Raw genomic sequence first — 15377 nt, 5'->3', positions numbered from 1 at the left:
AAATTTTTAAATACTCTTTAATCATAATTAAAATAGGTTACCTCCGTTGCAATTAATAATATCATTTAAATTATAAAATGATAGTGTAATTTCCAATTAATATTATATCAATAATATTAATTAATATCTAAACTAGAAAAATTTTAGTATTTTTAAGTAAATATTAGATATATAAAATTATAAATACAACAGTAAAAAAGAGATTTAATAATATAATTAATGCTTTTTATGTATTAAGTATAATATAGGTCTAGAAGAGAAATTTGAAAGTAGAAGAAAGAATGAAGACATTGTAATAGGTTCAGTTAGTTGTTCATATTACGAAGATCTTCAACAAATAGAAATTACGTACTTTATAGGATCACAATACAGAAATAAAGGGTATGCACTTGAAGCGGTTAAAGCTTATACTGAATATTTTTTTAATAATTATAATAAACCTAAAATTATAGCAACAGTTAGAGAAGAAAACATACCAGCTTGGAAAGTTGTTGAAAAAGCGGGATTTAAATTCAAGGAAAAGAAGATTCATAAGGATTTGAATGATGAAAAACTAGAAATGTACTATTTTTATGAATTTACAAAGCACCTCACAAATGATGTATTTAGTAAATATAAATAGTATATGAAAATGGATATATCTTAGTTAAGGATGGAAAAGTTCAAAAGGTTACAAAGAATTTAGATGAAGAATATAAAAAATTTGAAATTATAGATTATGAGAATAAGCTAATAATACCAGGTTTTATAGATTTACATTTTGATGCTCCACAGTTTGCAAATTTAGGATTAGGTCTAGACAAAGAATTGATTCCTTGGCTTAAGAATTATGCATTTCCTGAAGAAGCAAAATTTAAGGATGTAAATTATGCAAAAAACATATATATAAATGTAATTAAAGAGATATGGAAACAAGGAACTACACGTGTAGTTCTCTTTAGTAGTTTACATAAAGAAGGAACTAGGGTATTATTTGATTTATTAATTAAATCAGGATTAGGAGCCTATGTAGGAAAAGTAAATATGGATAGAAATTCACCAGAATATTTGATAGAGGATACTAATCAATCTATAAGTGATACTGAGGATATTATAAAAGAATATATAGATAAAAGTGATTTAGTTAAACCTATAATTACCCCAAGATTTGTTCCGAGTTGTACACCTGAACTTATGAAAAAACTCGGTGAACTTTCAGAAAAATATGATTTACTGATACAATCTCACTTATCAGAAAATCATTTAGAAATAGAATGGATAAAAGAACTTCATAGGGAGTGTTCTTCGGAAAAGTAGGAAGTTTTAATTAATATTAAATAAGGACTAATTTAAAATAGTAGAAAAAGACTATAATAAATTTTATAAGTTATAAAGCTCTTCATGATTTTTTTATATATTATTTAAATAATAGGCTATTAATTTTAGGTGTAGCTAAAGAAACTGTTGTAGATAAGAAAATTAACGAAATAGTTATAGATAAGTTATTTAAAAAGATTATAGGTTGAATAAATTTAAGATTGGTAAAAATGCTGAAATAGAATATAATTTTGATGAAGTAATAAAATAGGTTGATTTAGACTAGAAAAGTATCAGTAAATATAAAAGTATAATAACAAAATTTAAAAGTTAAGAGATAAAAGTTTATGAAGAGAGTTGAAATGCTAAAAGCTAATTTCTATTAAATACAGAAATTAGTTTTTAGCATTTTGTTTTTAAAATTAAGTTTAATTTTAAGGTGGAATTTTTACTGTTTTTATTAGTTAAATTAAAATTAACAGCACAATATATTAATTATAATTTATAAACAATTATACGTATTAATTTGGAAAAAATTGTTGACACAAGGAGATTAATAGGATATTATTTAGATATTAAATAATTAATTGTTATCAATGTCTATTATGAAATGGTTTAAATTATGTTTATAAATTATTTTTTATAATTAATCATAAAGGAGAGGTAAATATGCAAAAGCTAAATGTATTTCTTGAAGAAAAGATGTTTCCTATTGCAGCGAAGCTAGGATCAAACAAAATATTAATTTCAATACGTGATGGTATCACGTTAAATATGCCATTAATTATTATTGGCTCATTATTTCTTGTAATAGCAAGTTTCCCAATAAAGGCATGGACTGATTGGTTAACGGCTGTAGGAATCGACTCTTATTTATGGAAAGGCGTAGATAGTAGTTTTGGACTAATGGGTTTAATAGCAAGTTTTGGTGTTGCTAACAGTTTAGCTCGTCAATATAAAGTTGATGGAGTTTCAGCAGGTATTATATCATTATCTTCATTTATTGTTGTTACACCTTTTGTAAGTGGAGAAGCAGGAGCAGGAATCCCAGTTGGATATATGGGAAGTAAGGGATTATTCGTTGCTATGGTTCTTGGTATTATTTCAGCTTTAATTTTTAAAGAATTTATTAAAAAGGATATTCAAATAAAATTACCAGAATCAGTACCGCCAGCAGTTGCGAGAAGTTTTAGTGCATTAATTCCAGGTGCAGCTATTATAACCCTATGGTTAATCGTTTTCGCAGTTCTTGATAGAATGAGCATTGGTAACATTCATGATTTACTTTTAAAAATTCTAGGTGGACCATTAGGGTTACTTGGAAATAATATTTTCGGAACAGTTATTTCAATATTATTAAACAGCTTATTCTGGTTTGTAGGTATCCACGGTGGTAACGTGGTAAATAGTATTCTTAACCCAATTTGGTTAATGAATTCAGATGCAAATCGTTTAATATTCCAAGCTGATAGTGCAGCACAATTACCACATATTATTACACAACAATTTATGGATAACTTCGTATATATGGGTGGTGGAGGAGCCACAATCGGTTTAGTAATTGTTATTGCAATCATCGCTAGACGTAATAGAGCCAGCCAAATTACTAAAACTATGGCACCATTAACATTTACACCAGGTATATTCAATATTAATGAACCAGCAATGTTTGGTTTACCAATAGTAATGAACGTTTCATTAATAATACCATTTATTTTGGCCCCAATAGCCAATGCCGTCATATCCTATGCAGCAATGGCCACCGGATTAGTCGCAACTACCACAGGTATAGCCGTATCTTGGACAATGCCACCAATTATTAGTGGTTTCCTTACAACTGGAGGACATATAAGTGGTTCAATTTTACAATTAGTCTGCATACTTGTTGACGTGGCAATTTATTGGTTCTTCTATAAGACAGTAGAAAAACAAAACTTAGAATTAGAATCAATAGAAAAATAATAAGATAGTTAGATAAATTTATATAGTTAGTTTAAAGAGACTTTAGGAGGAGTAGTTATGGGTAAAAGATTAATTAGCGCAAATGCTTCAGAAATATTAGAGATGAACGCAGCAGAATTGAAACAAAGTATTAAAGCAAGTGAAGGGAGAACTATTCTTTCAGAGAATGTAGCACCAAGAGAATCATTTATAGGTGATATTAGCAATTCAGAGATTGCTAGAGCTTTTGGGGCAGATTTAATTCTTCTTAATTGTGTAGATGTTTTAAATCCAGAGATTTTTGGATTAGATGTAAAAGAAGGTTCTTTTGTAGATGAATTACATCGTTTAGTAGGACGTCCAATAGGGGTAAACTTAGAGCCAGTAGATTTAGAAGCAGACATGGCAGAAGATATTTTTACTATCAGTAAAGGTAGACAAGCTACACCAGAGACAATTGAAGAAATTGAAAAACTAGGCATGGACTTTGTTTGTTTCACTGGTAATCCTGGTACTGGAGTTACTAATTCACAAATCGAAAAAACAATTAGTTTAGCAAAGGAAAAATTCTCAGGACTAATAATTGCTGGTAAAATGCATGGAGCTGGTGTTAATGAACCAGTTGCTGATCTAAAGGCAGTAGAAAGTTTCATTGAAGCTGGTGCAGATATTATTTTAGTTCCTGCAGTTGGAACAGTGCCAGGTTTTGATGATGAAGAGTTAAAAGCAGTAGTTAAATTAGCACACAGTAAAGGAGCTCTTGTATTAAGTGCAATTGGAACTAGCCAAGAAAGCTCTGATGAAGATACTATTAAGCAAATTGCTATTCGTAATAAAATTTGTGGAGTAGATATTCAACATATTGGTGATGCTGGTTATGGCGGAGTAGCACCATTTGAAAACATCTTTGCTATGAGTAAGGCAATTCGTGGTGTTCGTCATACAATATCTATGATTGCTCGTTCAATTAATCGTTAATCAGTATAATAAAAGGAAGTTTGTTTGAAAAAATAGGAAGGTTATTAAGACTTTTAATTTACCTTCCTATATAATGAAGTTAAGATATATTATTAATAATAGTAAAGGGAAGGGTGGAGAAAATGAAAAAAATAATAATGTTAGTATGTGCTGCTGGAATGAGTACTAGTTTAATGGTGGAAAAAATGAAAAAGGCTGCTGAAGCTAAAGGAATGGATGCAGAGATATTTGCTGTTTCAGCTAGTGAAGCAGATAATTATTTAGAAGATAAAAAAATAGATGTATTACTTTTAGGACCACAAGTACGTTTTATGAAGTCACAATTTGAAGAAAAAGTTGCACCATTAGGGATTGCATTAGATGTAATACAAATGGTAGATTACGGTATGATGAATGGAGCAAAAGTATTAGAACAAGCGATTAAATTAATGAACAATTAGGATAAAGCCTATTACTTAAAAGGAGTGTTTATTTTGGGAGAACAAACAGGTTTAGAGGTTATTATGGAGTTAATTATGTATGGTGGAGATGCTAAAAGCAATTCTATGGAAGCTATTCAAGCTGCAAAAACTGGGGATTTTGAATTAGCAAAAACTAAGCTTTCTCAAGCAGAAGCATCATTAATACATGCACATCATGCTCAAACAGGATTATTAACACAAGAAGCTCAAGGAAATAAAGCAGAAGTTTCATTATTAATGGTACATGGACAGGATCATTTAATGACTTCAATAGCATTTACAGATTTAGCGAAGGAAATTATTGAGCTTTATGAGAGAATTAATAAAAAATAATAATCAAAAACTTAATAGATAAATTTATAAAGTATATTTTCTAGACTGCTGACAAAGTATCAGCAGTCTTTAATTTTATAAAAAATAATTTTTGTTATATAATATAACTCAAGAAGTTTAATATTGGAGAGACAAAAATGGAAAGTTTAGATAAAGATTATTATAAGCATATTATTGATTCATTAGAGAATGGGATATTAACTATTACTAAAAACTTTAAAATCAAATTTATCAACAATAAAGCTGAAGAATTATTGAAAATAAGGATGTTAGATATTAATAGAGTAGATATATTAGATATTTTTCCTTCATTAAGATTAAGTTTAGATGAAATGATTAAAAATAATGAAAACACAATAGAAAACATAAACATATCAAAAATAAATAATAGTTTTAATTGTGATTTAATAAAAATGGTTTTACCTAATGGTGACTATGAATTTATTATGGTTTTAAAAGAAAGGAAAAAGTTAATAAGTACTTTAAATAAATTAACAACCTCATATGCGGTGTACACTTTTGATAATATAATTGGTCAAAGTCCTCAAATCAATAAAGTTATAAATGATGCTAAGAAAATTTCTAAAAGTCCATCAACTGTGTTAATAACAGGGGAGAGTGGCTGTGGAAAAGAGCTTCTTGCTCAATCAATTCATAATTATAGTCTTAGAGCCTGTGAACCATTTATCGCTGTAAACTGTGGAGCTATACCTAAATCATTAATAGAAAGTGAACTTTTTGGTTATGAAGAAGGTTCTTTTACTGGAGCTAAAAAAGGTGGGAAAACAGGGAAGTTTGAACTTGCAAATGGAGGAACAATATTTTTAGATGAAATAGGAGAAATGCCTTTAGAAATGCAGGTACACCTTTTAAGAGTTATTCAAGAGGGTAAAATAACTAGAGTGGGAGGAAAAGTTCCAATAGAGATTGATGTTAGAATAATTGCTGCAACTAACAAAGATCTTAAGGAAGAAATTAAAAAAGGATGTTTTAGAAATGACTTGTTTTATAGATTAAATGTAATTCCTCTTCAAATGCCTCCTCTTAAAGATAGATTTGGAGATATTCCAATACTAATTGATTATTTCTTAAATATAAAGAGTGAAAAACTTAATAAACCAATACCTATAATTTCTAATAAATTATTAAAAAAAATGATATCTTATTGTTGGCCAGGGAATATAAGAGAACTAGAAAATTGTGTAGAGAATATTGTTAACCTTAATGGGGAAACCAGTTATGAGATGAATTTTGATGAATGTACTTGTTTAAAATATGATAATTTAGGTAATGAAATAATTCATACTTGTGATGATGAAAATTGCATTACTTGCAATCAAAGCAAGAGTAAAGAGGAAGATTGTCAGCAAGAAGTTTTATTAAGTACATTATTAGAAATTGAACAAAGAACAATAAAGAATACTGTAGACTATTTTAAAGGGAATATGACTAAAGCTGCTGAAAGTCTTGGGATAAGTAGAAATGCTTTATATAATAAGATGAAACGTTATGGGATAGCAAAATAAACAAAAGACACTTGAAATATTTCCCAAGTGTCTTTATTAATTTAAATTGTTATTTTTTATAAGCATCAAATTTTGCTTTAGTAGCTAATCTTCTACTCCACATTTCTTCTTCGTTTTTATAACCTCTACCGTATCCTCTATCTGAGCTTTCATAAACTTTTCCTCTAAACATTAAATCTAATATATGAACAGCATCTTTACCAGCAGCTTCCATAGTTCCTCTACATGAGCCACAATAAGTAACTACAGATTCTTCGTTAAAATCATTTGCTCTTCTTGTATATAGCTTTTTATAAAGTTCAGGGTTTGAGCTACAGGCCATACCACCAACTCCACAACATCTTGTGTTTTTGCCGTTATGTTCTATTTCGCTCCATCTATACTTCATTTCATCTAACATCCATCTTATACTTTCATGATGAGAAGTTACATCTCTAGTTACACAAGAATCATGGATATTAAATACAATATCAGAGTTTTCTCCTATACCTAAAGCTTCTTCAGGAAGTCCAATTTCATCTCTAATAAGATCCCAATAAGATATAACTTTTTGATTTTTAACAGTATCTGAATAAACTTTATAACAAGAAGGACATATAGTTACTATAACTTCAGCTCCCATTTCATCAAACTGATCTATAACTTTTTTATTTATATCTAAATATCGTTGCTTTTCACCAACTAATAGAGATACTTTACCACAACATTGAAGTATTGCTCCAACATTTTCTTCACCTAATTTTTCTTTTAAATGCTTTAAAACTTTATCACATGCATCTGGAATATAGGCTGGAACTGTACATCCTGGAACAAATACATACTTAGTTTTCTTTGCCTTTCCATAATCAGCTTTAACTTGTGTTGAATACTTTTCACTAGCTTCTTTTTCTTGTTGAGGTGCTACATATTCAAGCTCTTTAAGTGGGGCATAGCCATTATTCTTTTCGGCAAAATCTTCTTTCATTGCAATAAAGTTATCTTTTATATTAAAGTCTTTAGGACAAACTATTGTACATTGACTACATTGATTACAAGAATAAGCTATCATCTTATCCATATTTTCATAGCCTTTTTCCAAATACTCTTTAAATAACTTTTTAGGACATTCAGTATATTCTCTAAGCATTAAACATTCTTTCATACAAAGTTTACATTGGCATTGTCTACATCTATCTGCTTCTCTTAAAGCTTCTTCTTTAGTGTACCCAAGGGCAACTTCATCAAAAGATTTAATCCTAATTTCAGGATTAAGCTCCTTCATATCTTCTCTAACTCTTGATATTTTACTCCAATCAGTAGGCATATCAAGTTTAGTATCAAAACTCCAAGTATCCTTTAATTCTCTTCCTTCTATTAAAGATTCTTCTTTTAAAAATCTAATTACAGATTCAGCAGCTCTTCTTCCAGTTGCCATAGCTTGTATAACTATAACTGATTCTCCAGAAGCATCTCCAGCTATAAATACCTTATTGTTTGACACTGATTGAAGAGTTTGCTTATCACATTCAAATGTTGAATTTCCTCTTTGTTCTAATTTTTTTTCTGCAAAGCTTCCATCAACACCTTGTCCTATTGCAAATACTATTGTATCTACTTCTAGCTCAGTTGTGTCATTATCATCGAAGGTAGGAGCAAACATACCTTTTTCATTAAACATTGAAAGACATTTCTTTAAAATTACTTTTGAAACTCTTCCTTTTTCATCTACCTTTATCTCTTTTATAGCTCTTGCATGATTAAATGATATTCCTTCACTAATAGCACCCTTAACTTCGTGTTCTGATGATGCCATTTGATCAAAATTATTTTCTAAGCATATTGAGTAAACAGAATCTGTAGTGTTTATTCTTCTTGCAACTCTACAACAATCCATAGCAACGTCTCCGCCACCAACTACTAAAACTTTTTTACCTGATTTAGTTATATTTCTTGTAAGGGCTGCTTCTTTTAAATATTCAGCTGCACTAAATATACCTTCAGCTTCAGAGTTTTTTAAGCTTGTATCTACTCTTCCAACATGTTTACCAACTGCAACTATAACGGAATCGAAATCTTCTATTAACTCATCAAACTTAATATCTTTACCAATCTCTACACCAAGTTTAAAATTAACACCTAATTTATCTAAATAACTTATTTCTTTTTCTAATATATTTCTTGGTAATCTATATTCAGGAATACCAACTGCCATCATTCCACCTCTTACAGGAAGTTTTTCAAAGACAGTTACCTTTATTCCTTCTTTTCTTAATTCAAGGGCAGATTGCAAGCCAGATGGACCAGCTCCTATTATTGCAACTTTTTTGTTTTTTTCAGGCTTTATAGTTAAATCCCAATCATTTTCATTATCAAAATTATCAGCTGCATATCTTTTTAATGAAGCAATTGCCATAGGACTTTTACCTTCATTCCATTTACATTTCTTTTCACAGGGATGAGCACAAATTCTTCCAAGGGTTCCTGGAATAAAAAGATTCTCTCTAATAACTTTTATAGCACCTTTACCATCATTTTCTTTAATTAATTTGATGTATGTTTTTACATCTGTATGCATTGGACATGTAGCAACACAAGCAGCCTCTGAATCTCCCATGCAATTATCAACTATGTTTTGCATATTTTCTATTATTTCTTTTTTTAACATTTAAGCTCCTCCTTAAAAGTTATAGACTAAATTTACTTTGAAATTTTACTATTTAAAATTGCTAATTCTTCTTTAAAAAAGATTTTGGATCAATAGCAAATATAAATACTCCAAGAACTATTACAAATCCCCATAATGCTAATGAACCTGTTATTTTATTTCCAAATAATACTGCACTAAAAATTATTGTCCAAAGTGCTGCTGTACTATTTAAAGCAGTTCCCATTGCAGCACCTATTAAATCCACAGCTTTGTACCATGATAAATAAGTTATTGTTCCAAGTATTGCAATTCCAGCGTATTTAAACACTAATCCACTTTGAACTATGTATCCTGCAAGTGGGTATCCTTTTATTAATGGTAATACTATAACTGCATATGAAATCATTGAAATAAAATATCTTAGTCCTAAGAATTGTTGAGGTGTTGCTTGTATATGATCTTCGTCTTTTATATGTTTCATTGCAAAACCAATGATAACTCCTTCAAGAGCCCAACCAAATACAGCTACTACTGCAAATAATATTCCCTTTAAGAAAGTAGGAGGAACATTTCCAGGGTTAAATCCTAACATAAATGATCCAAGTAAACTTACTACAATACCAATTACAGCTCTAAGTGATAATTTTTCTTTTAATATAAGATATGATAATATTGCTCCAACTCCAGGATAAATTACTGAAATACTTGATGCATATGGTGCAGTTGCATATTTAATTCCTAAAAGATATGCACTCATACCAATTGGAGAACCTACTAAAGCTGCAATTGCAGCTGCTTTACCTTTTTTAGTTTTAAAAAGTAAATAAAAAACATGCTTTAGTTGTTTTCTAAATACTAAAAATAGTGCAACCCACATAAAACAGAAACCTTCATGGAAGAATGCTGTTACAAGAGGTGAGAATTCAAAACTTGTTTCTGATATTCCATAATTTAATGCGAAAATTTTATCGACAAATATTGGGTTTTCTCCTAACTTACCCATTAACACTCCATCTAGTCCCCATGCAAGACCGACTAATATACCAAATATGATACCTTTTTTAAAAACTTTTTTATCCATTTTTTAAAATCCTTTCTTTTATCAAAAATTATTACATAAAATACTAAAGCAATTTCCATGCCAAGTTATATATCTAAGTAAAAGTTATAAATTTAACAATTGATAGTTATTTGTGTAATTAATAATTACATAAAAAGTGTAACTTATAATGACAATGTAATTAATGATTACACTTTTACTGTGATATGATTTTGATTTTTTGAAATAAGTATATATTTATACGTAAAGATGGTTAAAATTTTATCTAATAATATTAATAACAGCTTGGAAGAAAAGGTAATAGATATTTAATTTTTTTATCTTACAAAAATGTAACTCAATTGAAAGGTAAATAAATATGTGATATTTATTTATTTATGTAAAATAATAATTGTATTAAGCGATAGATAAAAAGAGTTTTAATAATAAAAATAAGATTAGGAGTGAGTTATGTGAAGAATATATTAAATGTTGAAAAGATAGAAAAGTTTTATGGTAATAAAGGTAATGTTACAAAGGCTATAGATAATATAAGTTTTAGTGTAGATGAAGGAGAGTTTATTGGTATAATGGGGCCTTCAGGTAGTGGTAAATCAACACTACTTAACTGTATATCAACAATAGATAATGTAACTACAGGAAAGATAATTATAAATGATAAAGATATTACAAGATTAAAATCAAAAGATCTAGATAAATTTAGACAGAATGAATTAGGTTTTATATTTCAAGATTTTAACCTTTTAGATACATTAACAGCTTATGAAAATATTGCATTATCATTAACTATTAAAGGTGAAAAAACTTCTGAAATTGATGGGAAAATTAAAGACGTAGCAAAGTATTTAGATATAGAAGGAATTTTAAATAAGTATCCATATCAAATGTCAGGAGGACAAAAACAAAGAGTAGCATCAGCTAGAGCTATAGTTACAAATCCATCATTAATACTTGCAGATGAACCAACCGGAGCTTTGGATTCAAAATCAGCTAGATTATTACTTGAAAGATTTGAAAGTTTAAATCAAGATTTAAATGCAACAATATTAATGGTTACACATGATGCATTTACAGCTAGTTATGCTCATAGAGTTCTTTTTATTAAGGACGGAAAAATATTTACTGAATTAGTTAGAAGTAAAGATACAAGAAAAGAATTTTTTAATAGAATTATTGAAGTTATAACTCTTCTTGGAGGTGATGATGGAAATGTATTTTAAACTTGCTTTAGGTAATGTAAAGAAAAGTTTTAAGGATTATACTATATATTTTCTAACACTAACATTAGCAGTAGCTATATTCTATAGTTTTAATTCTATAGGAGCACAAAAGGCATTTACAGAATTAGAATCATCAGGTAAAAATTATGTAGGTATGTTAACTAATATTATAGGATATGTATCAGTATTTGTATCGATAATATTAGGAAGTTTAATGTTATATGCTAATAATTTTTTAGTAAAGAAACGTAAAAAAGAATTAGGTATATATATGACGTTGGGAATGGGAAAACGTAAAATATCAAAAATACTAATAACAGAAACTATTTTAGTTGGAATTATGTCTTTAATAAGTGGTCTTTTACTTGGAATATTAGCATCACAAGGATTATCAATATTTACATCAAATTTATTTGATGTTGCAATGAGTGAATATAGTTTTGTAATTTCAACTACTGCTATTATTAAAACTATAATATATTTTGGAATAATATTTTTACTTATTATGATATTTAATACTATTATAATCTCTAAATATAAGATAATAGATTTATTAACATCAGGAAGAAAAAATCAAGATATTACTTTTAAAAACCCTCTAATTTATTTAATAACATTTATCTTATGCGTAGTATCACTTGGATTTGCATACAAATTTGCACTAGAAGTTGGATTAAATATTCAAAACCCTAAATTTTTAATATCTATATTACTTGGTATAGTAGGAACGGTATTATTTTTCTTTAGTTTAGCAGGATTTATATTATATATAGTAAAGAAAAATAAGAAAGTCTACTTTAAAGGGCTAAATATATTTGTAGTTAAACAAATAAATAGTAAGGTTAATACAAATTTTTTATCTATGTCTATAATATGTTTAATGCTATTTATTACTATAGCAGTTTTATCAACTGGATTAAGCTTTAAAAATGCTGTTGAATCTAGTTTAGAAGGTGCAACACCATATGATGCAAGTGCAACTATATATATTTATTCAGAAGATAAAGTTAAAAGTATGGAAGACTCTTTAAAAAATGTTGGATTCAAATTTAATAACAACGAAAGATATGTGTTTTTAAATGAGTATTATGCAGATACAAAAATAAAAGATTTATTTTCATTATCAGAAGAGAACTCTAGCAATGATTTTAATGTAAGTTTTGTAAAAGAGTCTGAATATAATAAAGCTAGGAGTATAAGGAATAAAGAAGCAATAAAATTAGGAGAAAATCAAGTTCTCATTTTATCAAATTTTGAAAAATCAAAAAAAGTTATAAATAAAGCTTTAGAAAAATCTACTAAAGTGAATATTAAAGGAAAAGAATATACATCAATAAATAATAAAGCAATAGAAGAAAATCTTACTACAACATATATGCAAAATAATATGATTACTGTAGTTATTAATGATGAATTTTGTAAAGAAGCTGAATGGGCGTCATCAAATGTAAATGTTAATTTCCCAGAAGACAATAAAAAAGTAGTGGAAGAAAAATATAGAAAATTATTTGATATCTATAGAGACAAGCATGTTGACTGTGATAAAACTGGTTTAGTGATAGCTTCAACAAGACAAGAAACATATGAACAAAATAAAGGACTTACAACTATACTTCTATTTATAGGTATATATTTAGGAATAGTATTTTTAATAAGTAGTATGGCAATTCTTTCACTTCAACAATTATCAGAAGCAAGTGATAGTATTGAAAGATATAAATCTTTAAAAAGATTAGGTGCAAATGAAAAGAGCATATACAAAACAATATTTGCACAAACTATTATTTACTTTAGTATTCCAGTTACATTAGCATTAATACATTCAATTGTGGGAATAAATGTAGCAAATAATTTTATAACTTTATATAATCAGCCTAATGTGGGAGCAGCATCATTAATAACAGCGACAATATTTATGGTAGTTTATATAGGTTATTTCTATGCTACATATACTGGTTATAAAAATATAGTTAAAAGTAATTTATAAGATTTAGATAGTGGTGATATTTAAAATAATATCATCACTTTTTATATACATACAAAACCTAAATAACATTATGTTATTATATATATATAAAATTTGTATAATTAGTTTATAACCTAAATTAGGGAGTTGATTTTTATGGAAAAAATTATAGTTATAGAAGATGATGCAGTAATAAGAGAAGAGTTGGAAAATTTATTGAATAGATATGGGTATGAGGTTAAAGCTATAACTAACTTTAATAATATTATAGATTATATAGAGGAAGAGAAGGCGCATTTAATACTATTAGATATAAATCTACCTGTATTTGATGGTTATTATATATGTAGAGAAATTAGAAAAAGGTCAGAGATACCTATAATAATAGTTACAAGTAGAGATAATCAAATGGATGAACTTATGAGCATGAATCTTGGAGCTGATGATTTTGTTGCAAAGCCATATAATACACAAATATTATTAGCAAGGATATCATCAATTTTGAAGAGAACATATGGGAGTTCATTAAAAAAAGAACAAGATATAATGAGTTATAAAAATATAAGTTTAAATCTTTCAAATGGAAGTATAACATGTAATGGGAAAACTTTAGAGTTAACAAAAAATGAAATAAAAATATTATCTTACTTAATAAAAAATAAGGGTAATATTGTTTCAAGAGAGTCATTAATGGAATATTTATGGGACTCAGAGTTATTTGTAGATGACAATACATTATCCGTAAATGTAACAAGACTTAGAAAAAAACTCGAAGAAATAGGTATGGAGGATTCTATAGAGACTAGAAGGGGATTAGGGTATATAATGCCATGAAAATAGTAGATTTTTTTAAGGATAAGTTAGGATTTTTAGTTATAAACATATCTTTATTTATATTAGTTTCAATAATAATGTTAGTAACTAAAATTAGTTTAGCAGTAGTATTTATAGTTTTTTGCATTTGGTTTTTACCATTAATATCATATATAACTATAGAGATGCTTGAAAAGAAAAGGTATTATGATGAAGTTATTAGTGTATTAAATAATTTAGAGAAAAAATATTTATTACCTGAGGTTATAAATAAGCCAAACTTTTTAGAGGGGAAAATAGTATGTGATATTCTAAGGGAAGTAAGTAGAGATATGAATGAACAAGTTAAATATTATAGAGATAAAGAAAATGATTATAGAGAATATATAGAAACTTGGGTTCACGAGATAAAGACACCAATAGCATCTACAAGATTAATAATAGATAATAATGAAAATCCAATAACCAATAGAATAAAAACTCAAATTAATAGGGTTGAAGGATTTATTGAACAAATATTATATTACTCAAGAAGTAATGATGTTAGTAAGGATTACATAATTAATAGTTTTGAACTTAATAAAGCAATAACGAGTGTTATAAAAAGGAACTCAAGAGATTTCATTAGTAGGAAGATTAAGTTGAATTTAAATAGTTTAGATAAGATAGTTTATAGTGATATTAAGTGGGTAGAATTTATTATTAATCAAGTAATAAGTAATGCTATTAAATATTCAAGAGATAAGGAGCCTAAGATTAGTATATACTCAACTAAAGAGAATAATTCAGTGGCACTTATAATAGAAGATAATGGAGTAGGTATTATAGATAGAGATTTAAATAGAGTTTTTGATAAAGGGTTTACTGGTGAGAATGGTAGAATATTTGGTAAATCAACAGGTATTGGACTTTATTTATGCAAAAATCTTTGTGATAAGTTAGGGTTAGGCTTAGAACTTAAATCACAAATTGGAGAAGGTACAAAAGTAAAAATAATATTTCCAGAAGGAAGATTAACAAGTTTTTAAAATAAAAAATATAATCAAGAAGTCCCTTAAATTTAATAAAATTTAAGGGGTTTTTTATTGTAAAAAAAAGGATTTTAGATATTGAAATGTAAAAAAAGCAAAGAAATTAAGAATAAAATAGTGAAATGA

General features: G+C 27.6%; 13 protein-coding genes. 11 read left to right on the top strand and 2 right to left on the bottom strand.

The window, feature by feature from the left end; all coding sequences use genetic code 11:
• The first annotated feature begins 232 nt into the window (after positions 1–232).
• The 7 genes from BTM21_RS14255 (at position 233) to BTM21_RS12300 (ending at position 6535) form a co-directional block, all read left to right on the top strand.
• The gene (locus tag BTM21_RS14255) at positions 233–622 is read left to right on the top strand and encodes a GNAT family N-acetyltransferase (RefSeq protein WP_079481897.1); all 390 of its coding nucleotides are present in this window, start codon (positions 233–235) and stop codon (positions 620–622) included.
• The gene (locus BTM21_RS12325; protein ID WP_079481681.1) at positions 619–1296 is read left to right on the top strand and encodes an amidohydrolase family protein; all 678 of its coding nucleotides are present in this window, start codon (positions 619–621) and stop codon (positions 1294–1296) included. The genes BTM21_RS14255 and BTM21_RS12325 overlap by 4 nt, the downstream gene beginning before the upstream one ends.
• 669 nt (positions 1297–1965) lie before the next feature.
• Positions 1966–3258: a PTS sugar transporter subunit IIC gene (locus BTM21_RS12320; protein ID WP_096145448.1), complete on the top strand. Its 1293-nt coding sequence runs from the start codon at positions 1966–1968 to the stop codon at positions 3256–3258.
• 57 nt (positions 3259–3315) lie between these two features.
• On the top strand, positions 3316–4215 hold the full coding sequence (locus tag BTM21_RS12315) for a DUF7916 family protein (RefSeq protein WP_079481675.1): 900 nt from the start codon (positions 3316–3318) through the stop codon (positions 4213–4215).
• A gap of 122 nt (positions 4216–4337) precedes the next feature.
• The gene (locus BTM21_RS12310) at positions 4338–4655 is read left to right on the top strand and encodes a PTS sugar transporter subunit IIB (protein WP_079481674.1); all 318 of its coding nucleotides are present in this window, start codon (positions 4338–4340) and stop codon (positions 4653–4655) included.
• 33 nt (positions 4656–4688) lie between these two features.
• On the top strand, positions 4689–5009 hold the full coding sequence (locus BTM21_RS12305; protein WP_021874579.1) for a PTS lactose/cellobiose transporter subunit IIA: 321 nt from the start codon (positions 4689–4691) through the stop codon (positions 5007–5009).
• A gap of 137 nt (positions 5010–5146) precedes the next feature.
• Positions 5147–6535 carry a sigma-54 interaction domain-containing protein gene (locus BTM21_RS12300; RefSeq protein ID WP_021874578.1) on the top strand — a complete coding sequence of 463 codons (1389 nt, stop codon included), beginning with the start codon at positions 5147–5149 and terminating at the stop codon, positions 6533–6535.
• A gap of 49 nt (positions 6536–6584) precedes the next feature.
• Here the strand turns inward: BTM21_RS12300 and BTM21_RS12295 are convergent, their stop codons facing one another.
• Both BTM21_RS12295 and BTM21_RS12290 read right to left on the bottom strand, forming a co-directional pair.
• Positions 6585–9179 carry an FAD-dependent oxidoreductase gene (locus BTM21_RS12295; RefSeq protein WP_021874577.1) on the bottom strand — a complete coding sequence of 865 codons (2595 nt, stop codon included), beginning with the start codon at positions 9177–9179 and terminating at the stop codon, positions 6585–6587.
• Between the two features lie 61 nt (positions 9180–9240).
• Positions 9241–10242 (bottom strand): DMT family transporter, encoded by a 1002-nt coding sequence (locus tag BTM21_RS12290; protein WP_021874576.1) that lies wholly within the window; start codon positions 10240–10242, stop codon positions 9241–9243.
• Between the two features lie 431 nt (positions 10243–10673).
• On the opposite strand from BTM21_RS12290, the gene BTM21_RS12285 reads away from it, so the two are divergent.
• From BTM21_RS12285 to BTM21_RS12270, 4 genes are all read left to right on the top strand, one after another.
• Positions 10674–11441, top strand: a complete 768-nt coding sequence (locus BTM21_RS12285) for an ABC transporter ATP-binding protein (RefSeq protein ID WP_021874575.1) — start codon at positions 10674–10676, stop codon at positions 11439–11441.
• Complete coding sequence (locus BTM21_RS12280) at positions 11431–13428, top strand: FtsX-like permease family protein (protein WP_079481889.1); 1998 nt, start codon at positions 11431–11433, stop codon at positions 13426–13428. The genes BTM21_RS12285 and BTM21_RS12280 overlap by 11 nt, the downstream gene beginning before the upstream one ends.
• A gap of 135 nt (positions 13429–13563) precedes the next feature.
• Positions 13564–14241, top strand: a complete 678-nt coding sequence (locus BTM21_RS12275; protein WP_021874573.1) for a response regulator transcription factor — start codon at positions 13564–13566, stop codon at positions 14239–14241.
• A complete protein-coding gene (locus tag BTM21_RS12270; RefSeq protein ID WP_079481673.1) occupies positions 14238–15248 on the top strand; it encodes a sensor histidine kinase in 1011 nt (336 codons plus the stop codon). The genes BTM21_RS12275 and BTM21_RS12270 overlap by 4 nt, the downstream gene beginning before the upstream one ends.
• Positions 15249–15377 lie beyond the last annotated feature (129 nt).

This window comes from Clostridium chauvoei, assembly GCF_002327185.1.
Taxonomy (GTDB): Bacteria; Bacillota; Clostridia; order Clostridiales; family Clostridiaceae; genus Clostridium; species Clostridium chauvoei.
Note: the sequence above shows the minus strand (reverse complement) of the source record. Positions and strands in the feature narration are given on the sequence as shown.

What these genes read in the sequence shown, in the direction of transcription:
- BTM21_RS12320 (WP_096145448.1), top strand. Translation starts at nt 1,966, where the DNA reads ATGCAAAAGCTAAATGTATTTCTTGAAGAAAAGATGTTTCCTATTGCA.
- BTM21_RS12315 (WP_079481675.1), top strand. Translation starts at nt 3,316, where the DNA reads ATGGGTAAAAGATTAATTAGCGCAAATGCTTCAGAAATATTAGAGATG.
- BTM21_RS12310 (WP_079481674.1), top strand. Translation starts at nt 4,338, where the DNA reads ATGAAAAAAATAATAATGTTAGTATGTGCTGCTGGAATGAGTACTAGT.
- BTM21_RS12300 (WP_021874578.1), top strand. Translation starts at nt 5,147, where the DNA reads ATGGAAAGTTTAGATAAAGATTATTATAAGCATATTATTGATTCATTA.
- BTM21_RS12295 (WP_021874577.1), bottom strand. Translation starts at nt 9,179, where the DNA reads ATGTTAAAAAAAGAAATAATAGAAAATATGCAAAACATAGTTGATAAT.
- BTM21_RS12290 (WP_021874576.1), bottom strand. Translation starts at nt 10,242, where the DNA reads ATGGATAAAAAAGTTTTTAAAAAAGGTATCATATTTGGTATATTAGTC.
- BTM21_RS12280 (WP_079481889.1), top strand. Translation starts at nt 11,431, where the DNA reads ATGTATTTTAAACTTGCTTTAGGTAATGTAAAGAAAAGTTTTAAGGAT.
- BTM21_RS12275 (WP_021874573.1), top strand. Translation starts at nt 13,564, where the DNA reads ATGGAAAAAATTATAGTTATAGAAGATGATGCAGTAATAAGAGAAGAG.
- BTM21_RS12270 (WP_079481673.1), top strand. Translation starts at nt 14,238, where the DNA reads ATGAAAATAGTAGATTTTTTTAAGGATAAGTTAGGATTTTTAGTTATA.